Genomic DNA, 26,848 nt, shown 5'->3' with positions numbered 1-26,848 from the left:
AAACGTCCGGACGCGTGTTGCCCGAGTGAAAAAGCGGGCGCTGGAGTGCCAGTGCGGCCGCGCTTTGCCAAATCTTGGCAATCGCGGCCGCTGTTACTGCAAGTAAGTCGAGGGCGTTGTTCTGTCGGATTCTGTCCGGCCATTCCCTCGTTTGTCCCCCCGCTGGGCGCCACCCTGTGTACCCGTCCGAGACCCACGGGTCGTTGTTCGGTTATCCGGCCGTTACTAGCGAGTAACGAACCCCCTTGTGCGGGCGGCGAGAATGCACCACGATCGGCGACGCTCGGTCCATTCCCGTACCACCCGACAGCCGGTCGGGCGACGGGAGACAAGGGTCCCCACCGGGCAGAGCCGGCGGCAGTGGCGCCGGTTCTAGGACAGGGGGGTCTTCGCCCACCCGGTGAAGCCTGTCCAGCAAGGTTGTGCGTGATGCGTGTCAGGCGCGACCAGTGGTTGTCGCTCGGGGGTGATCGCCGGTGATTCGGGCGCGGTTCGCGCCGCCGAGCTCAGGCGCTCTCCTTCCCGAGGACGTAGCACTTCTCCCATCCCTGCCCGGCTGAGCCGTCATGTTCGACAGGGGCAGTCAGGGTCAGGAGATGTACGTCCGAGAAGGAGGAAATATGGAGTCCCAGGTGCGTGGCGGGACCAGATGGAAGCGGTTCGCCGTCGTCATGGTGCCCAGTGTGGCCGCGACGGCAGCGATAGGTGTCGCCCTTGCGCAGGGTGCTCTCGCCGCGTCGTTCAGCGTGTCGGGCCAGTCGTTCAAGGTGACGACCAAGCAGCTCGACGGCAAGGGCTTCGCCCAGTACGGCGCCCTTGACGAGGGCTACACGCTCAGCGGCAAGAAGACGGTTCACCCCGTCGCGGTCTCGGCCTTCAAGTCCGCGACCATCAACAGCCTGTGCCAGTCGGTTGTCACCCCTGACATCCCGCTGCTCGGCAGCGTCAGCCTGATCCTGCGGGCCGGCGAGGACCCGAAGAAGCCGGTCGAGGCCGAGAACCTGTACATCGACGTGGCCGACCTCGAGGCCGACGCGACGTTCAAGGGCATCGACATCGGTGTGGCCGCCAAGGACGCCAGCAAGGGTCCGGGCATGAAGGGCGGCTCGGAGCAGTCCAACCCGTTCGGGTTCGCTCAGCAGGCCGACTCGGTCGTGCTGAAGGACGTGAAGCAGACGGCGTGGGCGACCACCGCCGGAACCTTCAAGCTCAGCGGTCTGTCGATGAAGCTGTCGACGGGTGTCAAGGAGTGCTACTAAGCACTCGCTGACGGGCGGGGGTGCCGTGGGCGCCCCCGCCCGTCACACCCTCCGGACGCCTCTGCACGCGTCCGCCACCAGCACCACAATTCACCACCACAGCAACGCCGTGACAGGGAGCTGTTTTCCATGAGCGCCGAGACTCCTGCCGTACCCGGCCGCGACGAGCACTACCTGCGGGTCGTCAGGCGGAGGTTCCGCGCCTGGCGGGGCGAGAGGCCGTTCTGGGCCGGTCTGTTCGTCATGCTCGGCGGACTCCCGATCGCCTACTTCCCGTACGCGAACCTCCAGATCGGTCACCTGACACTGGCCATGGCCACCACCGCGGGTGCCGGATCCCTGATCATCGGCGTGCTGCTCGTCGTACTCGGTGTCAGCCTCTGGTTCCAGAAGCACGTGCGCACCTTCGCGGGTGTCGCGGCGATCCTGCTGGCGCTGGTGTCCATCCCCGTCTCCAACATCGGCGGCTTCCTGATCGGCTTCCTGTTCGCCCTCGTCGGCGGCGCGATGGCCGTCGCGTGGGCACCCGGTGCGCCGCCGCAGCCTCAGCCGGTCCAGGGGGGCACGGCCGGCGAGGGCGACGCTCCCGAGGGCGTGGTGCCGGCGGCGCCGGTCACCACCTTCGAGAAGAGCGACGCGCCCTTCGAGAAGAGCGACGCGCCCGAGGGCGGGATCCCCGCTCCGCGGGACGGCGTGGACGAGCCCAAAGATCTGTCAGGAACGAGCCCGGTGAACGGGGCGAACGGGAGGCACAGTGCCGGCTGACGAGGTGACCCACGGGACTGACGTGGACACGTCCCGTGCGAGAACCGGGCCGCGCCATGCGGCACCCAAGAAGCCGCTGTTCACCAGGTTCCACGTGCCGGCCGGCAAGGCGATAGCCCTGGCGGCGATGCCGACCGCGGTCCTCATGGGAATGGGGTTCACCCCGACGCTCGCCAACGCGGAGGACCAGCCCTCCTCCCGGAGCCTGACGGCCGACGAGTACAAGGAGTGCGTGGCCGCCCTGGAGGACGAGTCCGCCTCCCCGTCGCCGTCCGCGAGCCAGAGCGAGGACCCCGGCACGGACGAGACGGCGGAGCCCACGCCGACGCCCTCGGCCACTTCGAACGACGGTTCCTCTTCGCCGGATTCAGGTTCCGACGACGAGACCGCCGAGCCGGAGTCGGCACCGACGCCCACGCCCACGCCGTCCGCCTCGCCGAGCAAGGAGAGCAACTCCGCGCCCTCCGAGCCCACGACGCCGGCCCCGGCCCCGTCGGCCTCGGAGAGCGAGGACGGCAACGTGCTGGAGCAGATCGGCGACGCCATCACCGGCATCTTCAGGCCGGGCGAGGAGGACACGTCGAGCGCGAGCCCGGCGCCGTCGCCCACCCCGTCGGCGTCCGAGACGCCCGCCGCGGACGAGAAGGACACGTCCGACCCCGTACAGGAGACCACCGGCAACGTTCCCGGCAAGGTCACCGGCACGGTCGAGGACACGGTGAAGGACACCGCCGAGACGGCCGAGGACACCACCGAGGCGGTCCAGGAGGAGGCCTCCGAGGCGGCCGACGAGGCCACCGCCACGCCCAGCCCGTCGGCGAGCGCCACCCTCGACCCCGAGGACTGCCCGGTCGCCACGGACGAGAGGGGCGGCGTCGACAACACCGTGCCGCTGCCCGACGACCCGTGGCAGCTGAACGCCAGCTCGCTGCTGCTCAAGGGCGCCAAGTACGAGGGCATCGTCAAGGTCAGGACCGCCAACGGCACCACCAAGGACGTCCTGAAGTACGTCATCCACGACGGCACCGACATCGGCGACCTGCACCAGACGGTGCGGGACCCGCAGGCCGGCAAGACCTACCACGTGCAGGCGGCCTCGGGCTCGACGTCGACGATCCGCGACGGCGAGACGGTGATGTACACCGAGAGCATCTCCGGCAACCTGCTGGGGCTGATCCCGGTGACCTTCGACCCGAAGCACCCGCCGCCGCTGGACATCCCGATCATCTACTTCACCAAGGTGAAGGTCGTGCAGGCCGGCCAGTTCGGCGGCACCCTGCACGTGCCCGGCCTGCATCAGTTCGTGACCGACTGAGCGGCCGCACAAGCCCGTTCGGGAGCCGCACAAGGCTGAGGGCGCCCCCTGGATACCGGGGGGCGCCCTCAGTGCCGTACAAGTCCCTTTGCGGGGGCGTCAGTCGGTGTCGCCGCCGCCGAGGTGGTGGACGCGCACCATGTTGGTGGTGCCGGGGACGCCGGGGGGCGAGCCGGCCGTGATGATGAGGACGTCGCCCTCGTTGAAGCGGTTGAGCTTGAGGACTTCCTGGTCCACCAGGTCGACCATCTCGTCCGTGCTGTTCACGAACGGCACGATGTGCGACTCCACGCCCCAGCTGAGCGCCAGCTGGTTGCGGGTGCCCTCGTCGGTGGTGAAGGCGAGGATCGGCTGGGCGGCGCGGTAGCGGCACAGCCGGCGGGCGGTGTCACCGGACTTGGTGAAGGCGATCAGGCCCTTGCCGCCGAGGAAGTCGGCGATCTCGCAGGCCGCGCGGGCGACCGAACCGCCCTGCGTGCGCGGCTTCTTGCCCGGGACGAGGGGCTGCAGGCCCTTGGAGAGCAGCTCCTGCTCGGCCGCCTGGACGATCTTCGACATCGTCTTGACGGTCTCGATCGGGTACGCGCCGACGGAGGACTCCGCCGACAGCATCACCGCGTCGGCCCCGTCCAGGATCGCGTTGGCCACGTCGGAGGCCTCGGCGCGGGTCGGACGGGAGTTGGTGATCATCGACTCCATCATCTGGGTCGCCACGATCACCGGCTTGGCGTTGCGGCGGCACAGCTCGATGAGCCGCTTCTGCACCATGGGGACCTTTTCGAGGGGGTACTCGACGGCCAGGTCGCCGCGCGCGACCATCACACCGTCGAACGCCATCACGACGTCCTCCATGTTGTTCACCGCCTGCGGCTTCTCCACCTTGGCGATGACCGGGACGCGGCGGCCGACCTCGTCCATGACCTTGTGCACGTCCTGGACGTCACCCGCGTCCCGGACGAAGGACAGGGCGACCAGGTCGCAGCCCATGCGCAGCGCGAACCGCAGGTCCTCGACGTCCTTCTCGGACAGCGCCGGCACGTTCACCGCCGCGCCGGGCAGGTTGATGCCCTTGTGGTCGGAGACGACACCGCCCTCGATGACGATCGTCCGGACCCGGGGGCCCTCGACGTCCAGGACCTTCAGCTCGACGTTGCCGTCGTTGATCAGGATCTGGTCGCCGCGGGAGACGTCGCCGGGCAGGCCCTTGTAGGTGGTGCCGCAGATGTGCTTGTCGCCCGGGACGTCCTCGGTGGTGATGACGAACTCGTCACCGCGTTCCAGCTCCACGGGACCCTCGGCGAAGGTCTCCAGACGGATCTTGGGGCCCTGGAGGTCGGCGAGGACGCCGATGGCGCGGCCGGTCTCCTCGGCGGCGGCACGGACGCGGTCGTACCGCCCCTGGTGCTCTTCGTGCGTGCCGTGGCTGAAGTTGAAGCGGGCCACGTTCATGCCGGCCTCGATCAGCGACACGAGCTGTTCGTGGGAGTCGACCGCGGGGCCGAGAGTACAGACGATTTTCGAACGGCGCATGGGGCGATCCTATCGGTTTGTTTCGGCGCGGAATATTCCGTCTGGCGGAAAGTACAAAGGGGCGGGGAGCCGCTCAGGTGAGATTCCGTGAGCCATTTACCAGCGCGTACGTCTGCGTCGCAATCTCCAGTTCCTCGTCGGTCGGTACGACGGCCACGGCCACCCGCGCGCCCTGCGGCGAGATCAGCCGCGGCTCCTCACCGCGCACGGCGTTCAGCTCGCCGTCCACCACCAGGCCCAGCTCCTCCAGGCCCGACACCGCAGCTTCCCGCACCGCGCTCGCGTTTTCCCCGACTCCCGCTGTGAAGGCCACCGCGTCCACCCGTCCGAGGACGGCGTAATAGGCGCCGATGTACTTCTTCAGACGGTGAATGTAGATGTCGAAGGCGAGTTGCGCCTGTTCGTCACCCTCGTCGACCCTGCGGCGGATCTCCCGCATGTCGTTGTCACCGCACAGACCGATCAGCCCGCTCCTCTTGTTGAGAAGAGTGTCGATCTCGTCCGTGGACATTCCGCCAACGCGCATCAAATGGAAGATGACGGCCGGGTCCATGTCTCCGGAGCGCGTACCCATCACCAGCCCCTCCAAAGGCGTCAGCCCCATCGAGGTGTCCACACACCGGCCGCCGCGCACGGCCGAGGCGGAGGCGCCGTTGCCGAGGTGCAGCACGATGACGTTCACCTCTTCCGGCGACTTCCCCAGCAGCTTCGCCGTCGCCCGGGAGACGTACGCGTGCGACGTGCCGTGGAAGCCGTAGCGCCGGATGCGGTGCGCGTCGGCGGTCTCCACGTCGATCGCGTAGCGGGCGGCCGACTCCGGCATCGTCGTGTGGAAGGCGGTGTCGAACACGGCGACCTGGGGCAGATCGGGCCGCAGCGCCTGGGCGGTGCGGATGCCGGTGAGGTTCGCCGGGTTGTGCAGCGGGGCCACCGGGATCAGCCGCTCGATCTCGGCGAGCACGGCGTCGTCGATCACGGTCGGCTCGGTGAAGTGCTTGCCGCCGTGCACCACCCGGTGCCCGATCGCGGCCAGCTCCGGCGAGTCAAGACCGAGGCCGTCCTTGGCCAGCTCCGCCGATACGGCCTTCAGCGCGGCCTCGTGGTCGGCGATCGCGCCGGTCCACTCCCGGACCTCGCCGCCCGCCGGAGTGTGCTTGAGCCGCGAGGACTCCTCGCCGATCCGCTCGACGAGCCCCACCGCGAGCCGGTGGCCGTCCCGCATGTCGAGCAGCTGGTACTTCACCGACGAGGAGCCGGAGTTCAGAACGAGGACGCGGGTGCCACGGGAGGAGCTCACTGCTGGGACGCCTTCTCGACGGGGGACTGGGCCTGGATCGCTGTGATGGCGACGGTGTTGACGATGTCCTGCACGAGCGCACCGCGGGACAGGTCGTTGACGGGCTTGCGCAGACCCTGCAGCACCGGCCCGACGGCGATGGCGCCGGCCGAACGCTGCACGGCCTTGTAGGTGTTGTTGCCTGTATTGAGGTCAGGAAAGATCAGAACCGTTGCCTGCCCGGCGACATCCGACTCCGGCAGCTTGGTCGCGGCCACCGTCGGCTCGACGGCCGCGTCGTACTGGATCGGCCCCTCGATCTTCAGATCGGGCCGCCGCTCCCGCACCAGCTCCGTCGCCTCGCGCACCTTGTCGACATCGGCGCCCGAACCGGACGTACCCGTCGAGTACGACAGCATCGCGATCCGCGGCTCCACACCGAACTGCTCGGCGGTGGCGGCCGACTGGATGGCGATGTCGGCCAGCTGCTCGGCGTTCGGGTCCGGGTTCACCGCGCAGTCGCCGTAGACCAGCACCTTGTCGGCGAGGCACATGAAGAAGACCGAGCTGACGATCTTCGTGTCCCCCTTGGTCTTGATGATCTCGAAGCCGGGCCGGATGGTGGCGGCCGTCGAGTGCACCGACCCCGACACCATGCCGTCGGCGAGGCCCTCCTCGACCATCAGGGTGCCGAAGTAGTTCACGTCGGAGACGACGTCGTAGGCGAGTTCCACGGTGACGCCCTTGTGGGCGCGCAGCGCGGCGTACTTCTCGGCGAAGAAGTCGCGCAGCTCCGAGGTGGCCGGGTCGATCAACTGCGTCTCGCCCAGGTCGATGCCGAGGTCGGCGGCCTTCTTGCGGATCTGGTCCACCGGGCCCAGCAGGGTCAGCTCGCACACCCCGCGCCGCAGCAGCACCTCGGCGGCGTGCAGCACGCGCGGCTCGGTGCCCTCCGGCAGCACCACCCGGCGCAGGTCCGAGCGGGCCTGCTCCAGCAGCTTGTGCTCGAACATCATCGGCGTGACCCGGTCGCTGCTCGGGGCGCTCACCCGCTTGAGCAGGTCGCCGGTGTCGACGTACCGCTCGAACAGGCCGAGCGCGGTCTCCGCCTTGCGCGGGGTCGCCGCGTTCAGCTTGCCCTCCAGGGAGAACAGCAGCTCGGCGGTGGGGAAGCTGTACCCCGGCACCGAGATCACCGGGGTGCCCGGGGCGAGACGGGCGGCGAGCGTGAGGATCTCGTCGCCGGGCCGCTCGTCCAGGGTGAGCAGCACACCCGCGATCGGCGGGGTACCTGCACTGTGCGCGGCCAGCGCGCCCACCACCAGATCCGCGCGGTCGCCCGGGGTCACCACCATGCAGCCCGGGGTCAGCGCCTTGATGAAGTTCGGCAGCATCGCACCGCCGAAGACGAAGTCGAGCGCGTCCCGGGCGAGCCCCGAGTCGTCGCCGAGGAGCACCTTCGCGCCGAGGGAGTGCGAGATCTGCGCGACCGTCGGCGCGGACAGGGCGGGCTCGTCCGGCAGTACGTAGCAGGGCACCGGCAGCCGGTTCGCGAGCCGCTCCGCGATCTCGTCGCGGTCCTCCCGCGCCACCCGGTTGGTCACCATGGCCAGCACGTCGCAGCCGAGGCCGTCGTAGGCCCGGTAGGCGTTGCGCGTCTCGGCCCGCACCGCCTCGGCGGTCTGCTTGCGGCCGCCGACCACGGGTATGACGGACGCCCCGAACTCGTTGGCGAGCCGGGCGTTGAGGGACAGCTCGTCCGGGAGCTGGGTGTCGGCGAAGTCGGTGCCGAGGACGAGGACCACGTCGTAGTCACGGGCGACCAGATGGAACCGGTCGACCAGGGTCGACACCAGCTCGTCGGTCCCCTGCTCGGCCTGGAGCGCGGACGCCTCGTGGTAGTCCATGCCGTAGACCGTCGCCGGGTCCTGCGCCAGCCGGTAGCGGGCGCGCAGCAGCTCGAACAGGCGGTCCGGGCCGTCGTGGACGAGGGGACGGAAGACACCGACCCGGTCGACCTGCCGGGTCAGGAGCTCCATGACCCCCAGTTCGACGACCTGGCGGCCGTCGCCGCGGTCGATACCGGTCACGTACACGCTGCGCGTCACGCGTGGTCTCCCCTTCATCGCCTTCGTCAACGTTCATCGTCTTCGTCAACGCAAAAATCGCCCACCGAGGTGAGCAGAACCCTCTTGACAATACCTCTGGCGATAGATAAGGCGCCCGTCAGCGTCGAAGCCCGGAGCGGTCGGAAGGGGACGGACCGGACGGAAGCGACAGCGTCTCGCGGGACGTGAAACAATCGGAAACGGCTCACCGGTATCAACAGCGAGCAGGAGACACAGCACGATGCGTATCGGAGTTCTCACCGCAGGCGGCGACTGCCCCGGCCTGAACGCAGTGATCCGGTCGGTCGTGCACCGAGCGCTCACTCAGTACGGCGACGAGGTCATCGGCTTCGAGGACGGGTACGCGGGCCTGCTCGACGGCCACTACCGCACCCTCGACCTCGACGCGGTCAGCGGCATCCTGGCCCGCGGCGGCACGATCCTCGGCTCCTCCCGCCTGGAGCGCGACCGCCTGCGCGAGGCCTGCGAGAACGCCCCCGACATCGCCCGTGACTTCGGCATCGACGCCCTCATCCCGATCGGCGGCGAGGGCACCCTGACGGCCGCCCGCATGCTGTCCGACGCGGGCCTCCCGGTGGTCGGCGTCCCGAAGACCATCGACAACGACATCTCCTCGACCGACCGCACCTTCGGCTTCGACACGGCAGTAGGCGTCGCGACGGAGGCGATGGACCGCCTGAAGACGACCGCCGAGTCCCACCAGCGCGTGATGGTCGTCGAGGTAATGGGCCGCCACGCGGGCTGGATCGCCCTGGAGTCCGGCATGGCCGCCGGCGCCCACGGCATCTGCCTCCCCGAGCGCCCCTTCGACCCCGCCGACCTGGTCAAGATGGTCGAGGAGCGCTTCGCGCGCGGCAAGAAGTTCGCCGTCATCTGCGTCGCCGAGGGCGCCCACCCCGCCGAGGGCAGCATGGACTACGGCAAGGGCGAGATCGACCAGTTCGGCCACGAGCGCTTCCAGGGCATCGGCACGGCCCTCGCCTTCGAGCTCGAGCGCCGCCTCGGCAAGGAGGCCAAGCCGGTCATCCTCGGCCACGTCCAGCGCGGCGGCGTCCCCACCGCCTACGACCGCGTCCTCGCCACCCGCTTCGGCTGGCACGCGGTGGAAGCCGCGCACCGGGGCGAGTTCGGCAGGATGACCGCCCTGCGCGGCACCGACATCGTGATGGTGCCGCTGGCGGAGGCGGTCACGGAGCTGAAGACGGTCCCGAAGGACCGGATGGACGAGGCGGAGTCGGTTTTCTAGGGCAGGTCTCGCGGTCGGAGTTATTGGACCGCCGCCCAGAACCTCTCCACGATCCGGTCCAGGAACTCCCGGCCGGCCGCGCTGGAACCGCTGTCGGCGCCGCCCCAGCTGAGAGTGGCGACCATCTGCCCCTGGTAGTCGCGGTGCAGCTCCTGGAGGGCGTCCTCCAGGAGCCGCCGATCCAGCGGCACGAGCCTCCCGACCGGGCGTACGTACGCCTGCCAGCGCGTCGTCACCGCACTGCGCAGCAGATCGGCGAGCTTGGCGTCCCGGCCCGTGACCGTGACGAAGTCGGGCAGGGAGAGGTCGAGAACGTCGGCGAGGGCGGAGGCCTGGCGCTCGGTGCCGTGCCACTCGCCGATCTCCTCCATGCGCAGGTAGGCGGCGAGTTCGTGCCCGACGGCACGGGCGACGTCCTCGGGGGCGAGCCCACGGGCCGTGCGGTGTTCCCGCAGGGTCCGCGGCCGCCCGATGAGCTCACCCGGCGAGCACCACAGCACCCCCGCGAGGGCGGTCAGCTCCGGGTTCGAGGGACAGACCGCCCCGCGTTCCCAGGCTATGACCAGGTCCGGTGTGACGTAGGGGAGTCCGTACGAGGAGCGCATCCCGTAGGCGACATGCTCCGGGCCCATGGCGAGAGCGGCACGGAGCCGGCGAGCGGCGGGGGCGTTGAACGGCGGGGTCGGCGGAGTGGGGGGCTGGTTCGGTTGAGCTGGTGGTCGACGCACGGGCCTCAAGCTAGGGGCGCGGCGCTGCGGTGACTACGGTCTGTTCGGCCAGGATCACGGATTGTAGGAACGTACGGATTCGGTCATGGGTTCGGGGTGGCCGAAGATCGCCCTGCCTGTGGTCGGAGGCGCTGGGGAGGATGACGCCGGGGTGCGCGTCCGTCGCCCCCGGAGGGTGGTGTTCCAGTGAACGGCAAGCTCAGCGGGCATATTCGCGAACGGCTCCTCGCTCCCAACTTCTGGCACCTCGCGACCGTGGGCCCTGATGGGGCGCCGCAGGTTTCGCCCATGTGGGCGGACATCGAAGACGAGTTCGTCATGGTCAACACGTCGATCGGGCGGGTGAAGGTCGACAACCTGCGGCGCAATCCGTTCGTATCCCTGTCCCACATCGACCCCGAGAACCCGTACGACCGCGCCGAGGTCCGGGGGCGGGTGGTGCGGTTCGTGGAGGGGGAGGCCGCCGAGCGGGCTATGGACCGGCTCGCGCAGAAGTACATCGGGGAGGAGCGGTATCCGTGGCTGCTGCCCGGGGAGCGGCGGGTGATGCTGTTGATCGAGGTGGATCGGGTGCGGAGGGTGGTGGGGGTGGAGCGGTTTCGGGCGGGGGTTTTGCCGGAGGCCTAAGCGTCTGGCAGAGAGTCGGCTCGGGCTCGGGCGTCGGCGGCTTCGGTGGGGGCGTTGGCGCGGGTGAAGGCGTCGGCGGCTTGGAGGTAGTGGGTGCGGGCTTGGGTGGGGTGGGTGTCCCGGTAGACACGGGCCAGATTGTTGAGCGTCTGGCCTGCGCCGTACCAGTCCTCGAACTCGCGGCAGATCTCTAGATCCCTGCCGAACGCCTCAATGGCCTCTACCACCCTGTCCGCCTCGTGTAGGGCGAGGCCGAGGTTGTTCCATGCCATGCCCTCGCAGTGGCGGTCACCGACCGCCTGGTACAGGTCGAGGGCGTATCTGTGTGCGTCGATCGCCTCCTCCGTTCGGTCTTCCTTCCACAGGGCGTTGCCGAGGTTGGACCACGTGTCGGCCTCGCCACGGCGGTCACCAACCCCCCGGTACAGGTCGCGGGCGCGGGTGTGGGCGTCGATCGATTGTTCCATCTGGCCCGCCACGTGCAGGGCGATCCCGAGGAAGCCCCACGCGGTGGCCTCCCCATGAGGGTTCCTGGCGGCCTGGTACAGGTCGCGGGAACGGGTGAGGGCGCGTACTGCCTCCTCCACTCGGCCCGCGTCCTCAAGAGCGCTGCCGAGGAATCCCCACGCACCCGCTTCAGCTCCGCGATCCCCGCCCTTGTGGGCGGCATCCCGCGCGGCAAGCGCGACGGCAATCGCGTCGTCGAAGTGCCGCTGCCAACGCAGGTACACCCCCAGGCGGGCAGCCAGCCCCACCAACTGCTGTGCATGCCGCTCCTCGCCCGCCCACTGCATGGCTGCGACCAGCCCCGCCCGCTCCCGGTCCAGCCATGCCAGTGCCGTTCTACGATCCGTGAACCGCTCCGGCTCCGGTGCACCCGGAACCCACAGCAGCCGATCGTCCGCCGCATTCGCCCACCGCCAGTAGAACTCCAGCAGCCGCTCCCGCGCCCGTTCACCCTCCTCGTGCAACTCCGCATCCCCCGCCACGAGTCCCGCCCCGAACGCCCGTACCAGGTCGTGCAACCGCCACCGCAGTTCCCTGGCCGTGACCAGCCCAGCGGCGGCCAGGTCCTCCAGCAACCCAACGGCGGCATCCTCGTCCAAGTCGGTCAGCGCAGCCGCGGCCTCCGTGCTGACGTCTGCGCCGGGTGCCAGGGCCAGCAGACGCAGCACCCGTGCCTGCTCGGGCGGCAGCCGCTTGTACGACGTCTCCAGAACCGGACGCAGGACGAGGGAGCGGCCGTACTGGTCGGTGCCCCGACTGCCGTTGTCGAGGACGGTCGTCGGATCCCCGGCCGCCTTGATCTCGGCCACCAGAGAGGCGATGTCACGATGCCGGCGTCTGCGCAGCATCGCGGCGGCGATCTGGAGGGCGAGGGGCAAGTGGCCGCAGAGGGCGGTCAGTTCGCGGAGTGCCTCCGGCTCGCGAGAGGCGCGGTCGTCGCGTGGGTCGCCGCGCGGGGCGTTGGTGACGAGGGCGACCGCGTCGTCCTCGGGCAGGGTCTCCAGGTCGACGATCTGCAGGGGCAGGGAGTCGGGGCGGTCGCGGGAGGTGATCAGTACGCGGTGGTGGTCGGTGCCGGGGAGGAGGGGGAGGAACTGTGCCGGGTCGGAGGCGTTGTCGAGGATCAGGAGGGTGCGGGGCCGGTGCCGGGCGAGTTGGGCCTGGTAGGCGTCGTACTGCCGTGCCGTAGTAATTGGCAGATCTGGGCCACGTAGGCCGAGCGCGTCCAGCAGGGCCAGGACCGCTTGATCGGCGGTGACGGGGTTGTCGTCGTAGCCCCGCAGGTCGACGAAGAGCGTCCCGCCGGGGAACCAGCCCTTGGAAAGCGCCTGGTGAGCGGCCTCGATCGCCAGGGCCGTCTTGCCGATGCCGCCCATGCCGGTGACGGCGGAGATGAGGAGCGGGGGTGCGGTCGGGGCGTCGGCGGTCGGTTCCAGGTGGGTCAGGAGGTGGCCCAGATCTGCCAATCGTCCTGTGAAGCCGAGGGGGCGGGGCGGGAGCGTGGTGGAGGCGGTGGGGACCGGGCCGTGGTGGGGAGGGGGCACGGGTGTTCTCTCTTCCTCCTCCTTCGGCTCCAGTTCTCGGAGTACGGCCATGGCGACCTCCGCCGCCCTCGCGGCAGCCTCCGGCTGGGAACCCCGCGCGTCCGCCCGCGACTTGTCCGCGTCCGCCTTGTCGCTGACGCCCCGGATGATCAACGCGCCCGCGCCGCCCGCGAGATGGGCCGCCTGGGCCACGCCCGAGCCCTCCATCTCGATGGCGACGGCGTCGTTGAAGCGCTGTCGGAGGCGGTGGGCGAGGGGGGGAGTCCGCGTCGGAGAGGAGGACGTCGCCGGCGGCGATGGGCTTGAAGTGGATGTGCGGTTGGCCTCGGAGGGCGTGGCGGGCGGCCTGGTCGAGTTCGTGCGGGGGCTGCCAGGATTCCGTGCGGTCGAGGAAGCCGTCGGGGGTCTCCTTGCCGCCGTGGATGGCGTACACCTTGGTGGCGATGACGACGTCGCCGATATGGATGTCGTCCTTGAGGCCGCCTGCCACGCCGACGAACAGGACCGCCTGCGGGGTCAGCCAGGTCATCGCCCGCTCGGTGAGCGCGGCGGCTCCGCGTGTTCCCTCGCCCAGCTCAAGGAGGGCGACCTGCCAGGGGGTTCCGGGGAGCCGGCCCACCTCGGCCCGGGTGCCGTAGTCGGGGTGCACGCGCTTCTCGATGTGCGTGAGGTGGGCGCGGACCGCCGTGTATTCCAGGGGGAGGGCGGTGAGCACGGCGACGGTGGGCACGCCCTTCACGGTACTGCGAACTTCCCTGACCAGCAGGGGTGTTGGGGGTTTACCGTGGGGCGATGGTCGGTGAGTACGGTGGCGATCACGTCGACTTCCGGGGCGGGGAGTTCAGGGGGCCCGTCGTCGCCAAGGGGAACTTCTATCAGCGGGCGGCGGCGCCTACGGCGTTGAGCGCGCTGCCTGCGAGGGCGGCGGGGTTCACCGGGCGGGGTGGGGAGCTGGGGGAGCTGCTCCGTGCCTTCGAGCCGGCGGTCGGGGGAGGGCATGAGGCGGTCCTGGTTGCTGCCGTGTCCGGGCTTGGGGGCATCGGGAAGACCGCGCTGGCGGTGCAGGCGGCTCACGAGGCGTACGGGCGCGGGTGGTTTCCCGGGGGAGCGCTCTTCCTCGATCTGCACGGGTACGACGAGGATCCCGTGAGCGGGGAGCAGGCGCTGGAGGCGTTGCTGCGGGCGTTGGCCGTGGAGCCTGAGCACATTCCGGTGCGGGTGGACGAGCGGGCGGCGCTGTATCGGTCGGTACTGGCGGAGCGGGGGGCGGTGTTGATCGTGGCCGACAACGCCTCTTCGCCGGATCAGGTGCGGCCGCTGCTGCCCGGTGACGCGAGGCACCGGTTGCTGGTCACCTCGCGCAACAAAATGCCTCAACTGGGGGCACGATTGCTGACCTTGGGGGAGATGTCGCCGGAAGAGGCGCACGAGTTGCTCGACCGTGCCCTGCGAATCGCCGACCCGGACGACAGCCGTGTCGCGGACCGAGCCGGGGAGGCCAGGCGGCTCGCCGCACGCTGTGGCCATCTGCCGCTCGCCCTTCAGATCGCGGCGGCGCTGCTGGTGCTGGACCGAGACAAACCCGTTGCCGAACTCGTCGCTGAACTCACCGACCTGCGTGACCGCCTGACCCACCTCGACGACGGCGAGCGCAGTGTCCGCAGTGCCCTGGCTCTGTCATACCGGCGACTGCCCGCCGATCAGGCCAGGTTGCTGCGCCTGCTGTGCCTCGCTCCCGGGGACGATGCGAGTACCGAGGCCGTAGGGGTCATGACCCGTGAGGACATCCCGCCTCGGTGCTGGGACGGACGGGCTGGCGCGCGCCCACCTCGTCGAACGGGCGAGCGGGCGTGGGCGGTGGCGGCTGCACGACCTGGTGCGGGCGTTCGGGCTGGACCTGGTGGCGGGGTCCGCGGAGTTGAGAGAGGAGGCGGAGACGGCGCGTGAGCGACTGCTCGTGCTGTTCTACTGGCGCTGGGCGCAGGCGGCGGACACCCGGCTGCAGTGGCTGCCGGGCTTGACGGAGCCGGACCGCTTCGCCACCCAGAAGCAGGCACTCGCCTGGCTGGACGAGGAGCGGGGCGGGCTGGTCGAGGCCGTGCAGTGGGGTGGCGAGGAGAGGTACGCGAAGCATGCGGCGGGGCTGGCCGAGTGCCTGACGGTGTACCTGGGACGGCGGAGGTACGTCGCCGACGCAATCACGGTGGCGCGCGCCACGCGTGATGCCGCGCGGCTCACCGGAGACCGTCACGACGAGGCGTCCGCCTGGCGCAGCCTCGGCGAAGCCTTGCGGATGGCGGGGCGAGCCGCGGAGGCGGTCGAGGCGCACACCCGCGCCGGTGGTCTGTTCCAGGCGGCCGGAGACCGCGTCAGCGAGGCCGAGACGTGGGACAGCCTCGGCAACGCCCTGGGGGATGCGGGCCGGGTCGAGGAGGCGATCGACGCCCACATCCGCGCCCGAGAGCTGTTCCGGACGCTCGGTGAGCACCGTGCCGAGGCCCTGGTTTGGGCCAACCTGGGCGTCGCCTTGCACGATGCCGGCCGGGTCGAGGAGGCGATCGACGCCCACAGGCGTGCCCTCGACGGATGCCGGGCCGCCGGAGACCGCCGGGCCGAGGGCGCGGTGTGGCACAACCTCGGCGTAGCACTCATGAGCCTGGGCCGGGTGGAAGAGGCGATCGAGGCGTACGCCACGGCCGTGGAGATTCTCCAGGAGTTCGAGGACTGGTACGGGGCGGGGCACGCCTTCCACAACCTGGCCCTGGCCCACTGGGCCGCCGACCGTCCCGCCGAGGCCCGCGCCCACCTCCTCCGGGCCGCCGACCTCTACACGCGAGCCAACGCGCCCACCGAAGCCGCCGACGCGCGCGAAGCAGCAGGGGAAATCCTCACCCCTTGACCGCCCCACCCAACGCAAACCCCCCACCCAACCGCCGCGCCACCAGCACGTACAGCAGAATCACCGGCGTCGAATAGATAACCGAGAACGCGGCCAACTGCCCATAAACCACGCTCCCCCGATTCCCGAAGAACTCGTTGATGCTCACCGCGGCCGGCAGCTGGTCCGGGGTGAGCAGGAGCATGAACGGGACGAAGAAGTTGCCCCACATCATCACGAACGAGAAGACCGTGACGACGGCGACCCCCGGGCCCATCAGGGGTAGGACGATGCGGACGAGGGACTGGAGTGCCGAGGCCCCGTCCGTCCAGGCGGCCTCCTCCAGTTCCTTCGGTACGCCGTCCATGAAGTTCTTCATCAACCAGATGGCGAAGGGGAGTTGGGAGGCGGCGAAGAAGAAGATCGTGCCTCGCATCGTGTCGATCAGGTTCACCTGGACGAACAGGGCGTACACGGGGACCATCACGGCCGTGATCGGAAGGCAGGTCGCGAAGAGGATGGTCAGGAGGAAGGGGCGGTTCAGGCGGGAGCGGAAGCGGGACAGGGGGTACGCGGCCAGTGCCGCGCATGTCACGGTCAGCAGGGTGCCGCCGCCGCACAGCAGGAGGCTGTTGAGGAGTGGGGTGAAGGTGATCTCGTCGGTCAGAACCGCGTCGAAGTTGTCCCAGGTCACCCCGTCGGGGGCCTTGAGTCTCAGGTCCGCGTCCGGGTCGAGGGCGGAGAGGACGACCCAGGCCAGGGGGAGGGCGAAGGTCGCTGCCAGGGCCAACAGCCCGGCGTCGGCGGCCAGTCGACGCGTGCTTCTTCGAAGTCGCATGGCTTCTCACACCTCCGTCCGCAGCAGGCGTAGGTAGACCAGCGAGAACAGCGCGCCGACCACCAGCAACAGCAGCGCGACCGCCGTGCCGTAGCCGATCATGCTCTTCTGGAAGGCCTCCTCGTACATGAAGAGGGGGAGGGTCTGGCTCTTGCCGCTCGGGCCGCCTCTCGTCATCACCCAGATCAGGCCGAAGACGGAGAGGGTCTGGAGGGTGATCAGCATCAGGTTGGTGGCGATGGAGCGGCGGATCATCGGGAGCGTGATGTGCCACAGGCGGCGCCAGCCGCCCGCGCCGTCGACCTCGGCGGCCTCGGTGATCTCCTTGGGGATGTCGTTCAGGGCGGCCGAGTAGACCAGCATGGAGAAGGCCGTGCCGCGCCAGACGTTGGCGAAGGACACCGCCAGGATCGGGAGGGTGAACAGCCAGTTCTGGGTGGGGAGATGGAGCCAGTCCAGGAGGGCGTTCAGGGTGCCTTCGCGGCGGAAGAAGGCGTAGAGGAGGAAGCCCGCGACCACCTCCGGGAGGACCCAGGCCGCGATGACGATTCCGCCCGTCAGCGTGCGCACCGGCTTCGACGCGCGTCGCATCAGGGAGGCGAGGGCCAGGCCCAGGGTGTTCTGGCCGATCAGCGCGGATACGACCGTGAAGACGAGCGTGAGCCATACGGCGTTCAGGAAGGCGTTGTCCTGGAACGCCGTACGGAAGTTCTCGAACCCGACGAAGGACTCCTTGGCCTGGCCTGTGAGTTGGAGGTCGGTGAAGGCGATGTACGCGCAGTAGGCGATGGGGCCGGCGAGGAAGAGGAGCAGGAGGACGACGGCGGGGGAGAGGGTGAGGAAACGGGTGAGCTTCATCCGCCGTGGCCCCTTACTTCTCGATCACCTGGCCGTCGGTCGCCCTGCGCAGTTCCTCGTCGTAGTTCTTCGCGGCCTCCTCGACCGACACGTCCCCCGTCGTCACGCCCTCCATCGCCTCCTGGATCGCCGTGGAGACCTTCGGGTACGCCGGGTACGCGGGCCGGTAGTGCGTGCTGGCCACCAGGTCCGTGAAGAACTTGATGCCGGGCTGGGCGTCGGCGTAGGCGGGGTCGTTCGCGACGTCCTCGCGGACCGCGATGCCGGAGTTGGCGACGTACCACTTCTGGGCGTTCGCCTTGCTCTGCATGGTCTTGATGAAGTCGAAGGCGAGGTCGGGGTTGGCGGCCTTCGCCGGGATCGCCCACGTCCAGCCGCCGGACATGCTCACCTTGCCGGGGGCCTGCCCGTGCTGGGTCGGCATGGCGGCCAGGCCCAACTTCCTCGACCACTCGGGCCATTCGTGGCCGCTGCCCTCCAGCCAGTCCTGCGGGAGCCAGGAGCCGTCGAGGTTGATGCCCAGCTTGCCGTTGGGGAGGAGGTCGCCGCGCACGATGGTCTGGATGTTGGGGTCGAGGGCGGTGGAGATGTCCGGGCCGAGCTTCTCCTCGTAGACCGTCTCCACGAACGCGAGGGCATCCTTGAAGCCCTGGCTTCCGGCAACCCACTTCTTCGACGACTCGTCGTAGAGGCGGTCCTCGGTGCCGTACAGCAGCATCTCGAAGCCCTGCATGGTCGCCGCCTCGCCCGCCGGTTTGCCCGTGTAGACGTTGAGGGGCGTGACGTCAGGGACCTTCTCCTTGATCGTGCGAGCCGCGTCGAGGACGTCGTCCCACGTCTTCGGCTGCCACGCGGTCGGCAGGCCGGCCTTCGCGAAGATGCCCTTGTCGTACCAGAGTCCGCGGGTGTCGGTGCCGTCCGGGACGCCGTACGTCTTGCCGTCCTCGCCCTTCGCCGCCGCCTTCGCCGTGCCGATGAACTGGTTCCAGTCCGGCCACTTGGCGAGGTAGGCGTCCAGGGGCTTCAAGTACCCGCTGGTGATGTCGGAGTTGATGAGGAACGTGTCCTCGTAGACCAGGTCGGGCGCCGTCTTCGCGGAGCGGAGCATCTGCTGGACCTTGGTGTAGTACTCCGAGTCCGGGGCCTTGATGGGGATGAACTCGACCTTCTTTCCCGGGTACTTCTTCTCGAACTGCTTCTTGATGTCCGCGAGGAAGGTGTCCATCACCTTGATGTTGTTGTCCGTGGACTGTTTGAAGGACACCTTCAGTGTGTCCGGGTCGCTTCCGGAGTCGCCGCCGCAGGCGGTGAGGGTCGCGGTGGCGGCGAGGACGGTGGCGGTGGTGATCAGGGCGGCGGTGGGGCGCACGGGCATGACCTCCTGCGGGCTCACGTCGTTGTGGCGCGGAGTGGCTGCCGTGTGAACGTAGGTGGGGTGGTCTAGTCAGGTCAATGCGTCTGCGGTGGATCGGCGGCCGCTTACAGTACTGCCAGGGGACATGAACATCGGGGGAAGGAATGCCAATGGCCGAGCGAGACGTGACCCTCGGTCAGCTCCTCCTCGCGGAGTACCAGACCGTCAAGGACGAGCAGAAGACCCGCATCGGCTTCCGTGACAACCTCCTCTACGTCACCCTCACCGTCGTCGCCGCCGTGATCGCCGCCGCCGCGCAGGCCGAGCAGTCCGCGATGCTGCTCGCCATCCCGCCCGTCTGCGCCGTCCTCGGCTGGACCTACCTCGTCAACGACGAGAAAATCTCCGCCATCGGCCGCTACATACGCCAGGACCTCGGACCCCGACTCGCCCAACTCGCCGATGCGGAAAGGGCGTTCGCCTGGGAGATCGCACATCGCACCGACTCCCGTCGGCGTTCCCGCAAGGCCGTGCAGTGTGCGGTGGATCTGCTGGCCTTCTGCGTCGTGCCGCTCGCCGGGCTGGCCGTCTACTGGGGGGCGGGGCAGACGTCTCCCGGGCTCCTCGCCGTCTCCGTCGTCGAGGCGCTCGCCGTCGTCGGCCTGGCGGCGCAAGTCGTCGTCTACGCCCGCCCGTTCCGGTAGCTCAGAGCAGGTGGTCCGCCTTGCCGGACTTGATGTCGCGGATGAGGGTGCGGAGGGCTTCGAGGGTGTCGGTGAGGGGGGTGTCTTCTTGGCCGGCTACGGCGATGTAGGCGTTGCCTTGGGGGTCGGTGCCTATGCGGAAGCAGTTGTTTCCTTCGGCGCAGAAGGGCTCTTCCCAGGTGATGTCGGGCATGGTGGCTCCTCAGAGTTGGCGGGCGATGGAGTGGATCAGGTCGCGTGATTCCTTGGTGGTCAGCGTGTGGGTGTGCCACCAGTCCATGTGAGCCCGGTACTTGGCGAGTTGGGATTCGGAGTGAGTGAACTCGCCGCCGTGCGCGGAGTCCAGGTGCACGGTGTCCAACTGGGGGACCGCCCCGTGGGCGTACAGCACCGCGTGTCCGGCGCCGGGGAACGCACCGGCCTCGACCGGCAGTACACGCAGGTCGACATGAGGGCGGTCGGAGGCTTCGCACAGGTGCAGTAGCTGCTCGCGCATGACGCGGCGTCCGCCGAACTGCATGCGCAGGGCCCACTCGTGAACGTACGCGACGTAGTCGAGCGGCTGGGGCTGCTCACGGTCGAGCACCTGCTGTCGCCGCACGCGCTGGACCACTCGGAGTTCGACCTCCGACCGGGGCAGGGGCGGGAGCGCGGCGGCGAAGATGGCGCGGGCGTACTCGCCGAGTTGCAGCAGTCCGGGAACGTGCACGGACTGGTAGCTCCGCAGCCGGGTCGCGAACCACTCCAACTCGGCGACATCCAGCAGCCCTTGGGGCAACGCCCCCCGGTACTGCTGCCACCATCCGCGTCGTGTGTCGGCCATGGTGACCAGCGCCTCGACGTAGGCCTCGTCCGCGCACTCGTAGTTGCTGGCGAGGAGGCGGATCCGCTCCGGTGAGGTGGCGCGGACGCCCGCCTCCATGTTGGAGACCTTCGTGCGGTCCAGGCCGAGCAGTCCGGCCGCGTACTCCGTGGTTCGCCCGGCTGCCAGGCGCATCCTGCGCAGCTCGGCGCCCAGCCGCTTCTGACGTTCGGTCGGCGCGGGTCGTGTCGGCATCGGTGTGCTTCCTCCCCGTTGGTCGGGGGTCAGTCTGCCCTGCGTCTGTCACGCGGGTCCAATTCTAGGGCGGCAATGAGTCGGAGTATGTGGCACGTGTGCCCAACAATGCTCTACGGTCAGTAAGGCAACCATTACGCACCGGCGTTGTCGGAAGCGCATCGCGCGAGCCTGTCCGCGTTCTCCTTCTCCGGGAGGGGCGGGTTCGTGCCGGAGAGACAAGCCACCGGCCGCCGGGTGAAGTCACTTACGCCGAGGAGTCGTTCATGTCCACATCCATCGCCGGAACCGTCTCCCCCTGCCCCCTCTCCACAGACGAACGCCGCACCCCGCCGCCGTCCCCCGACACCCTTGCCTACAGCCTCACCCTCCCCGCCGGCCCGGCCAGCGCCCGAATCGCCCGCGCCGCCACCCGCGTCGTCCTCCAGACCCACGGCCTCGCCGACATGACGGACGCGGTGGTCCAAGTCGTCGCCGAACTCGCCGCCTGCGCCTGCCGGTTCACGCCGGACAGCGAGGTGTACGTGTCCCTGCGGTACCGGGACGGCGACCTCCGCGTGATCCTCTACGACGGTCACCCCCGCCATACCCACCCCCGGCTGGCGGCGGCCTGTGACGCCCGGAGGCGGGCCGCGCTGCGGGTGCTCGGGTGCGTGGTGCGGGCATGCGAGGGGGAGTGGGGGTTCGGGGAGGCGCGGGAGCCCGGGGGTGGGACGCGGATGTGGGCGGTGGTGCCTTGGCGGGGGGCTCGGGGGTATGTGGGGGTGGGGTGAGGGGTGGGGTTACTGCGGTAGGGCGGTGGCTCGGGTGCGGGCGCCGGTAGTGTCGGCGGGAGCGTTGGCGAGGGTGTAGGCGTCGGCGGCCTCAAGGTAGGCGGCGCGGGCCTCGGCCGGGCGGCCGACCGTCTCGTGAAGGTCGGCCAGGTTGTACAGGGCTTGCCCCGCGCCGTACCAGTGCTCGCACTCCCGGCAGATTTCCAGGGACGTGCCGTACGCCTCGACCGCCTCCTCCACCCTGCCCGCCTCCCCCAGGGCGAGGCCGAGGTTGTTCCACGCGCTCGCCTCGCGGGGGCGGTTCCCGACGGCCCGGTGCAGGTCGCGGGCCCGGGTGTGGGCCTGCACCGCCTCCTCCACCCGGCCCGCCTCCCGCAGGGCGATGCCGAGGTTGTTCCACGCGCTCGCCTCGCCGGGGCGATTCCCGGCGGCCTGGAACAGGTCGCGGGCCCGAGTGAGAGCCTGCACCGCCTCCTCCACCCGGCCCGCCTCCCGCAGGGCGATGCCGAGGTTGTTCCACGCGTCCGCCTCGCCGGGGCGGTCCCCGGCGGCCTGGAGCAGATCGCGGGCCCGGGAGTGGGCCTGCACCGCCTCCTCCACCCGGCCCACCCCCCGCAGGGCGAGGCCGAGGTTGTTCCACGCGTCCGCCTCGCCCAGCCGGTCACCCGCCCGCCCGGCCGCCTCCACCGCCGCCTCCGCCACCGCGACCCAGTCGTCGAAATACCGCCGCCAGTCCAGATACTCCGCCAGGCACGCGGCCAGCCACACCACCTCCCGCCCGAACCGCTCCTCCCGCCCCCACTCCACCGCCGCCACCAACCCCGCCCGCTCAGCGTCAAACCACGCCAACGCCTCCCCCCGCTCCCCAAACCGCTCCAGCACCTCCCTCCCCGGCAACCACCGCAACCGGCCATCCGCCGCACCCGCCCACCGCAGGTAGAAGCCCAGCACCCGCTCCCGAGCCCGATCCCCCTCCTCCCGCAACCCCCCATCCCCCGCCACCACCCCCAGCCCGAACGCCCGCACCAAGTCATGCAACCGCCACCGAACATCAGCAGCCGTACCGTCGACACTCCGCACCGGCATGACGAGATGAGCCGCGTCCAAGTCCTCCAACAACCCCAGAACCACCGACTCCTCACGATCCGCAAGCGCGCAGATCGCCTCCGTGCCGGTCTCCACCCCCGGAGCCAGCGCGAGCAGCCGCAGCAACCGTGCCTGTTCGGGCGGGAGTCGACGGTACGAGGTTTCCAGTACCGGGCGCAGGACCAGGGACCGGCCGTACAGGTCCCTCCCGGGGCTGCCCTGGTCGAGGGCGGCCGTCGGGTCCGCGGCGCTTCGGATCTCGGTGACGAGAGAGGCGATGTCCCGATGTCGTCGCCGACGCAGCATGCCCGCGGCGATCTGTAGGGCGAGGGGCAAATGGCCGCAGAGGTCTGCCAGTTCGCGTACGGCGTCGACCTCCCGCGCCGGACGCTCGTCACGCTCGTCCGTGTCGTGCAGGGCCCGCGCGATCAGGGTCACGGAGTCGTCCGGGGCGAGGGTCTCCAGGTCGATGAGGCGGATCGGCAGCGCGTCGGGGCGGTCGCGGGACGTGATGAGTACTCTGTGGTGGTCCGTGCCGGGCAGGAGGGGCAGGTACTGGGACGGGTCCGACGCGTTGTCGAGGATCAGCAGCATTCGGTCTCGACGCTCGGCGAGCAGCGTGCGGTACGCGTCGTACTGGCGCTCGGGCGTCGGCGGTAGGTCCCGGTCCCGTACGCCGAGGGCGTCCAGCAGGGCCAGTACCGCCTGGTCGGCGGTGACGGGATCGTCGTCGTAGCCGCGCAGGTCCACGAAGAGTGTTCCGCCCGGGAACCAGCCCTGCCCGCGTGCCCGGTGTGCCGCCTCCACCGCCAGCGCCGTCTTGCCGATGCCGCCCATGCCGGTGACGGCGAAGATGAGTAGCGGAAGAGCTGTCGTGTCGTCGTAGGTCGGGGCGAGGTGGGGGAGCAGGCGGTCCAGTTCCGCCGAGCGGCCGGTGAAACCCGGCGGGCGGAGCGGCAGCGTCGCGCTCGCGTGGGGGGCCGGGCCGTGGGCCGTTCCCCGGTTACCCCCGACGGTCGGTCTTGCCGGTGACGGGGCCGTGGAAGGTGCCGCCCCGGAAGTCGATGTGGTCGCCGCCGTACGTCGTACCGCCGTCCCCGCGGACATGGGGACGCTCCTCGGCGTCGGCGGACCCCTCACGCGGCCGGTGTTTGCGCAGGACGGCCACCGCCACCGAGGCGGCCTGCCGGGCGGCGCGTTCCTGCGAACCCTGGGCGTCGGCGGTGGGCTTGTCGGCGTTGGCATTGTCGCTGATGCCCCGGATGACCAGGGCGTCCAGCCGGCCGTTGAGGTGGGCGGCCTGGGCCGCGCCGGAGCCCTCCATCTCGATCGCCGCGGCGTCGTTGTAGTTCTCGCGCAGGTGGCGGGCGATCTCCGACTCGGCGTCGGCGAGGACCACGTCCCCGGAGGCGATGGGCTTGCAATGGGCCCGCACGTCGGGCATGTCCCGTACCGCTGAACGGGCCGCGTTCAACAGCGCGTTGGAGACCGGCCAGGCCTCGGGGCGGACCAGGAAGCCGTTCGGGGTCTGCTTGCCGCCGTGGATGCCGTAGACCTTCGTGCCGATGACGACGTCGCCGATCTCGATGTCGTCCTTGAGGCTGCCCGCGACGCCTACGAACAGGACGGCCTGCGGCTTTAGCCAGGTGATGAGCTGCGTGGTGAGCGCGGCGGCCGTCCTGGTGCCTTCGCCCAACTCGGCGAGGGCCACGTGCCAGTCGGCGGCGCCGGACGGGCCGTCGTGGTCGCCCTTGGGGAGTCGGCCGCGTTCGACGCGGGTTCCGTTGGGGTGGACGAGTTCCTCCCGGTCCGTGATGTGGTCGCGGACGGCGCGGTATTCGAGCGCGAGGGCGGTGAGGACCAGGACGGTCGGGGCTGTCTCCGGCATCCTGCCAGCGTAGTCCCAAGTGACCGGCTGTAACGGGGGGTTGGCAACGGTGAACCTCGGCGCGCGGGTCGTGCTGACGCCGTACCGTTGACTCACAGAGGTGGCGCCACAGGACGGAACGGTGCATGAGAACGGCGTTGCTGGAGGCCCTGGCCGGCGGCGCGGCCGGAGACGTGGGGCGCGGGGCGGTCGACGAGCTGACGCGCGTACTGGGTCTGGACCCGGATTCCTCCGCGCAGGCGCTCGCCGACGCGGCGGGCAGGCCGGAGCGGGCGCAGGCGGTGCGGGCCTGGGGCGAGCGGGTGGTGAAACTGCTCGCCGACGATCCCGGGCTCGCCGGAGCCGTCGCGCAGGCCATGGAGCAGGACGCCCCGGGGAGCGGGGCTGCCTGGTACGGCCGGGACCACACCGACTTCCGGGGCGGGGTCTTCCTGCGCGAGGTGATCGGCGTGCAGGTCGTGATCCAGCAGGGCGGGGCCGCCGTACCCGAGGCCATGGCGGGGCTGCCGCCGAGGCCCGGTGGGTTCACCGGGCGGGAGGACGAGGCGGCGGCGCTGCTGGCTGTGCTGGACCCGGCCGGGGAGGGGGCGGCGGAGACTCCGGCCGCCGTTCTGCACGCCGCCGTGTCCGGCCTCGGCGGCATCGGCAAGACGGCCCTGGCGATCGAGGCCGCTCACCAGGCCCTTTCCAAGGGCTGGTTTCCCGGCGGGGTGCTCTTCCTCGACCTGCACGGCTACGACCAGGAGCCCGTCACCGCCGACCGGGCCCTGCAAGCCCTGCTGCTGACCCTCGGCATTCGGCCCGAGCACATCCCCACGGCCCCGGAGCAGCGAGCCGCCCTCTATCGCTCCGCTCTAGCCGCCCGAGCCCGGGAACACGGCCCCGTCCTCGTCCTCGCCGACAACGCCTCCTCGCCGGACCAGGTACGCCCCCTCCTGCCCGGCCACGCCTGCCACCGGGTCCTGGTCACCTCCAGGGACAAGCTGTCTCAACTCGGGGCCAGGCTCGTCCCGTTGGACCAGCTCACCCCCGGGGAGGCGTGCGAACTCCTCGACCGTGCCCTGCGGATCGCCGACCCGTGCGACACCCGGGCCGCCGAGGATCGCGACGCGGCCTTGAGTCTCGCCGCTCTCTGCGGACGCCTGCCGCTGGCCCTGCAGATCGTGGCCGCTCTGCTGACGGAGGACCCGGGCATGGCGGTGACCGACCTCGTGGCGGAGCTGACCGAGTCCCGCGACCTGCTCGACCACCTCGACGACGGCGAGCGCAGCGTCCGCGCCGCTTTCGACCTCTCGTATCGCCGACTGCCGCCCGAGCAGGCCCGGTTGCTGCGCCTGCTCGCGCTGGCTCCGGGGCCCGAGGCGAGCGACGAGGTCGTCGCCGCGCTGGTCGGTGCAGAGGCACCGCCGGTACGGGAACTGAGGGCCCTCGCCCGTGCGCATCTCGTGGAGCGGGGGAGTGGGCGTGGGTGGTGGCGGTTGCATGACTTGGTGCGAGCGTTCGGGGTGGGTGTGGTGGCGGGGGATGGGGGGTTGCGGGAGGAGGGGGATCGGGCTCGGGAGCGGGTGCTGGGCTTTTACCTGCGGTGGGCGGATGCGGCGGATGACCGGTTGCGGTGGTTGCCGGGGAGGGAGGTGCCGGAGCGGTTCGGGGAGCGGGGGGAGGCGTTGGCGTGGTTCGACGCTGAGCGGGCGGGGCTGGTGGCGGCGGTGGAGTGGGGGCGGGAGGAACGGTTCGGGCGGGAGGCTGTGCGGCTGGCCGAGTGCCTGGCGGAGTATCTGCTCTGGCGGCGGCATGTCGACGACTGGATCGCGGTGGCGGAGGTGGCGCGGGAGGCGGCCGGGCGGGCGGGTGACCGGCTGGCCGAGGCGGGCGCGTGGAACAACCTCGGCCTCGCCCTGCGGCGGGCGGGACGGGTGGAGGAGGCGGTACAGGTCCTCACCCGGGCCCGCGACCTGCACCAGGCCGCCGGGGACGGCTCCGGCGAGGCAGACGCGTGGAACCACCTCGGCCTCGCCCTGGGGGATGCGGGCCGGGTGGAGGAGGCGGTGGGGGTCCTCACCCGGGCCCGCGACCTGCACCAAGCAGCCAGGAACCGCGCTGGCGAGGCGAGCACATGGAACAACCTCGGCAACGCCCTGCGGGAGGCGGGACGGGTGGAGGAGGCGGTACAGGCCCACTCCCGGGCCCGCGACCTGCACCAGAGCACCGGAGACCGCCCCCGTGAGGCAACCGCGTGGAACAACCTCGGCAACGCCCTGCGGGAGGCGGGCCGGGCGGAGGAGGCGATGCAGGCGTACGGCGCGTCCCTGGTGATCTGTCGGGAGAGCGAGGACTGGTACAGCACGGGAGCGGCCCTGTACAACCTGGCCGGCCTCCACGAGACGGTCGGCCGCCCGGCCGAGGCCCGCGCCGCCTTCCTTGAGGCCGCCGACGCCTATACCCGAGCCAACGCCCCCGCCGACGCCCGCACCCGAGCCACCACC

At 70.4% G+C, this 26,848-nt stretch carries 21 protein-coding genes and 2 pseudogenes; 10 read left to right on the top strand and 13 right to left on the bottom strand.

Annotation, left to right across the window (positions count from 1 at the left end):
• The first annotated feature begins 620 nt into the window (after positions 1–620).
• From ICC28_RS31535 to ICC28_RS31525, 3 genes are all read left to right on the top strand, one after another.
• Positions 621–1,259, top strand: a complete 639-nt coding sequence (locus ICC28_RS31535) for a DUF6230 family protein (RefSeq protein WP_188292187.1) — start codon at positions 621–623, stop codon at positions 1,257–1,259.
• Positions 1,260–1,388: 129 nt separating this feature from the next.
• A complete protein-coding gene (locus ICC28_RS31530) occupies positions 1,389–2,024 on the top strand; it encodes a DUF6114 domain-containing protein (RefSeq protein WP_188292186.1) in 636 nt (211 codons plus the stop codon).
• A complete protein-coding gene (locus ICC28_RS31525; protein WP_188292185.1) occupies positions 2,014–3,339 on the top strand; it encodes a hypothetical protein in 1,326 nt (441 codons plus the stop codon). Before ICC28_RS31530 ends, ICC28_RS31525 begins: the two co-directional genes overlap by 11 nt.
• Before the next feature lie 99 nt (positions 3,340–3,438).
• On the opposite strand, the gene pyk is transcribed toward ICC28_RS31525, so the two are convergent.
• From pyk to pta, 3 genes are all read right to left on the bottom strand, one after another.
• A complete protein-coding gene (gene pyk / locus ICC28_RS31520) occupies positions 3,439–4,869 on the bottom strand; it encodes a pyruvate kinase (protein ID WP_188292184.1) in 1,431 nt (476 codons plus the stop codon).
• A gap of 73 nt (positions 4,870–4,942) precedes the next feature.
• Positions 4,943–6,166, bottom strand: coding sequence for an acetate kinase (locus ICC28_RS31515; RefSeq protein ID WP_188292183.1), 1,224 nt, complete (start codon positions 6,164–6,166; stop codon positions 4,943–4,945).
• Positions 6,163–8,253 (bottom strand): phosphate acetyltransferase, encoded by a 2,091-nt coding sequence (gene pta / locus ICC28_RS31510; protein WP_188292182.1) that lies wholly within the window; start codon positions 8,251–8,253, stop codon positions 6,163–6,165. Before pta ends, ICC28_RS31515 begins: the two co-directional genes overlap by 4 nt.
• Before the next feature lie 241 nt (positions 8,254–8,494).
• On the opposite strand from pta, the gene ICC28_RS31505 reads away from it, so the two are divergent.
• On the top strand, positions 8,495–9,520 hold the full coding sequence (locus tag ICC28_RS31505; protein WP_188292181.1) for an ATP-dependent 6-phosphofructokinase: 1,026 nt from the start codon (positions 8,495–8,497) through the stop codon (positions 9,518–9,520).
• Between the two features lie 20 nt (positions 9,521–9,540).
• Here the strand turns inward: ICC28_RS31505 and ICC28_RS31500 are convergent, their stop codons facing one another.
• Positions 9,541–10,248, bottom strand: coding sequence for a helix-turn-helix domain-containing protein (locus ICC28_RS31500; RefSeq protein ID WP_188292180.1), 708 nt, complete (start codon positions 10,246–10,248; stop codon positions 9,541–9,543).
• 186 nt (positions 10,249–10,434) lie between these two features.
• On the opposite strand from ICC28_RS31500, the gene ICC28_RS31495 reads away from it, so the two are divergent.
• Positions 10,435–10,875, top strand: coding sequence for a PPOX class F420-dependent oxidoreductase (locus ICC28_RS31495; protein ID WP_188292179.1), 441 nt, complete (start codon positions 10,435–10,437; stop codon positions 10,873–10,875).
• Here the strand turns inward: ICC28_RS31495 and ICC28_RS31490 are convergent.
• Positions 10,872–13,388 (bottom strand): tetratricopeptide repeat protein, encoded by a 2,517-nt coding sequence (locus ICC28_RS31490; RefSeq protein ID WP_317454136.1) that lies wholly within the window; start codon positions 13,386–13,388, stop codon positions 10,872–10,874. The genes ICC28_RS31495 and ICC28_RS31490 overlap by 4 nt on opposite strands.
• Positions 13,282–13,641, bottom strand: a pseudogene (locus ICC28_RS41360) (nucleosidase); the annotation flags it as partial. The gene ICC28_RS31490 and the pseudogene ICC28_RS41360, both read right to left, overlap by 107 nt.
• A gap of 77 nt (positions 13,642–13,718) precedes the next feature.
• Here ICC28_RS41360 and ICC28_RS41355 point away from each other — a divergent pair.
• Both ICC28_RS41355 and ICC28_RS41350 read left to right on the top strand, forming a co-directional pair.
• The gene (locus ICC28_RS41355) at positions 13,719–14,873 is read left to right on the top strand and encodes an ATP-binding protein (protein WP_317454135.1); all 1,155 of its coding nucleotides are present in this window, start codon (positions 13,719–13,721) and stop codon (positions 14,871–14,873) included.
• Positions 14,845–15,825: a tetratricopeptide repeat protein gene (locus ICC28_RS41350; protein ID WP_317454134.1), complete on the top strand. Its 981-nt coding sequence runs from the start codon at positions 14,845–14,847 to the stop codon at positions 15,823–15,825. Before ICC28_RS41355 ends, ICC28_RS41350 begins: the two co-directional genes overlap by 29 nt.
• Here ICC28_RS41350 and ICC28_RS31480 read toward each other — a convergent pair.
• The 3 genes from ICC28_RS31480 to ICC28_RS31470 are packed head-to-tail and all read right to left on the bottom strand — an operon-like array spanning position 15,815 to position 18,875.
• Positions 15,815–16,642 (bottom strand): carbohydrate ABC transporter permease, encoded by an 828-nt coding sequence (locus tag ICC28_RS31480; RefSeq protein WP_188292178.1) that lies wholly within the window; start codon positions 16,640–16,642, stop codon positions 15,815–15,817. The genes ICC28_RS41350 and ICC28_RS31480 overlap by 11 nt on opposite strands.
• Before the next feature lie 6 nt (positions 16,643–16,648).
• On the bottom strand, positions 16,649–17,500 hold the full coding sequence (locus ICC28_RS31475; RefSeq protein WP_188292177.1) for a carbohydrate ABC transporter permease: 852 nt from the start codon (positions 17,498–17,500) through the stop codon (positions 16,649–16,651).
• A gap of 13 nt (positions 17,501–17,513) precedes the next feature.
• Positions 17,514–18,875: an ABC transporter substrate-binding protein gene (locus ICC28_RS31470; RefSeq protein ID WP_188292176.1), complete on the bottom strand. Its 1,362-nt coding sequence runs from the start codon at positions 18,873–18,875 to the stop codon at positions 17,514–17,516.
• A gap of 149 nt (positions 18,876–19,024) precedes the next feature.
• Between ICC28_RS31470 and ICC28_RS31465 the strand changes: the two genes are divergently transcribed.
• A complete protein-coding gene (locus ICC28_RS31465; RefSeq protein ID WP_188292175.1) occupies positions 19,025–19,558 on the top strand; it encodes a hypothetical protein in 534 nt (177 codons plus the stop codon).
• 1 nt (position 19,559) lies between these two features.
• Here the strand turns inward: ICC28_RS31465 and ICC28_RS31460 are convergent, their stop codons facing one another.
• Positions 19,560–19,751, bottom strand: coding sequence for a hypothetical protein (locus tag ICC28_RS31460; protein WP_188292174.1), 192 nt, complete (start codon positions 19,749–19,751; stop codon positions 19,560–19,562).
• Between the two features lie 9 nt (positions 19,752–19,760).
• Positions 19,761–20,615, bottom strand: a complete 855-nt coding sequence (locus ICC28_RS31455; RefSeq protein ID WP_188292173.1) for a helix-turn-helix domain-containing protein — start codon at positions 20,613–20,615, stop codon at positions 19,761–19,763.
• Positions 20,616–20,881: 266 nt separating this feature from the next.
• Here ICC28_RS31455 and ICC28_RS31450 point away from each other — a divergent pair, with 266 nt between their 5' ends.
• A complete protein-coding gene (locus ICC28_RS31450) occupies positions 20,882–21,388 on the top strand; it encodes an ATP-binding protein (RefSeq protein ID WP_223190025.1) in 507 nt (168 codons plus the stop codon).
• Positions 21,389–21,397: 9 nt separating this feature from the next.
• On the opposite strand, the gene ICC28_RS31445 is transcribed toward ICC28_RS31450, so the two are convergent.
• Both ICC28_RS31445 and ICC28_RS31440 read right to left on the bottom strand, forming a co-directional pair.
• Positions 21,398–23,311 (bottom strand): tetratricopeptide repeat protein, encoded by a 1,914-nt coding sequence (locus ICC28_RS31445; protein WP_262928513.1) that lies wholly within the window; start codon positions 23,309–23,311, stop codon positions 21,398–21,400.
• Between the two features lie 166 nt (positions 23,312–23,477).
• On the bottom strand, positions 23,478–24,362 hold the full coding sequence (locus ICC28_RS31440) for a 5'-methylthioadenosine/S-adenosylhomocysteine nucleosidase (protein WP_188292171.1): 885 nt from the start codon (positions 24,360–24,362) through the stop codon (positions 23,478–23,480).
• A 125-nt stretch (positions 24,363–24,487) separates the two neighbouring features.
• On the opposite strand from ICC28_RS31440, the pseudogene ICC28_RS31435 reads away from it, so the two are divergent.
• A pseudogene (locus ICC28_RS31435) lies at positions 24,488–26,794 on the top strand (ATP-binding protein); the annotation flags it as partial.
• Positions 26,795–26,848 lie beyond the last annotated feature (54 nt).

It is taken from the genome of Streptomyces sp. TRM68416 (assembly GCF_014596915.1).
GTDB lineage: Bacteria > Actinomycetota > Actinomycetes > Streptomycetales > Streptomycetaceae > Streptomyces.
This window is presented reverse-complemented; position numbering and strand designations above follow the sequence as displayed.

Excerpts from the sequence above, each read along its gene's own strand:
- ICC28_RS31535 (WP_188292187.1), top strand. The coding sequence starts at position 621 with ATGGAGTCCCAGGTGCGTGGCGGGACCAGATGGAAGCGGTTCGCCGTC.
- ICC28_RS31530 (WP_188292186.1), top strand. The coding sequence starts at position 1,389 with ATGAGCGCCGAGACTCCTGCCGTACCCGGCCGCGACGAGCACTACCTG.
- pyk (WP_188292184.1), bottom strand. The coding sequence starts at position 4,869 with ATGCGCCGTTCGAAAATCGTCTGTACTCTCGGCCCCGCGGTCGACTCC.
- ICC28_RS31505 (WP_188292181.1), top strand. The coding sequence starts at position 8,495 with ATGCGTATCGGAGTTCTCACCGCAGGCGGCGACTGCCCCGGCCTGAAC.
- ICC28_RS41355 (WP_317454135.1), top strand. The coding sequence starts at position 13,719 with ATGGTCGGTGAGTACGGTGGCGATCACGTCGACTTCCGGGGCGGGGAG.
- ICC28_RS31480 (WP_188292178.1), bottom strand. The coding sequence starts at position 16,642 with ATGCGACTTCGAAGAAGCACGCGTCGACTGGCCGCCGACGCCGGGCTG.
- ICC28_RS31475 (WP_188292177.1), bottom strand. The coding sequence starts at position 17,500 with ATGAAGCTCACCCGTTTCCTCACCCTCTCCCCCGCCGTCGTCCTCCTG.
- ICC28_RS31470 (WP_188292176.1), bottom strand. The coding sequence starts at position 18,875 with ATGCCCGTGCGCCCCACCGCCGCCCTGATCACCACCGCCACCGTCCTC.
- ICC28_RS31465 (WP_188292175.1), top strand. The coding sequence starts at position 19,025 with ATGGCCGAGCGAGACGTGACCCTCGGTCAGCTCCTCCTCGCGGAGTAC.
- ICC28_RS31460 (WP_188292174.1), bottom strand. The coding sequence starts at position 19,751 with ATGCCCGACATCACCTGGGAAGAGCCCTTCTGCGCCGAAGGAAACAAC.
- ICC28_RS31455 (WP_188292173.1), bottom strand. The coding sequence starts at position 20,615 with ATGCCGACACGACCCGCGCCGACCGAACGTCAGAAGCGGCTGGGCGCC.
- ICC28_RS31450 (WP_223190025.1), top strand. The coding sequence starts at position 20,882 with ATGTCCACATCCATCGCCGGAACCGTCTCCCCCTGCCCCCTCTCCACA.
- ICC28_RS31445 (WP_262928513.1), bottom strand. The coding sequence starts at position 23,311 with ATGGGCGGCATCGGCAAGACGGCGCTGGCGGTGGAGGCGGCACACCGG.
- ICC28_RS31440 (WP_188292171.1), bottom strand. The coding sequence starts at position 24,362 with ATGCCGGAGACAGCCCCGACCGTCCTGGTCCTCACCGCCCTCGCGCTC.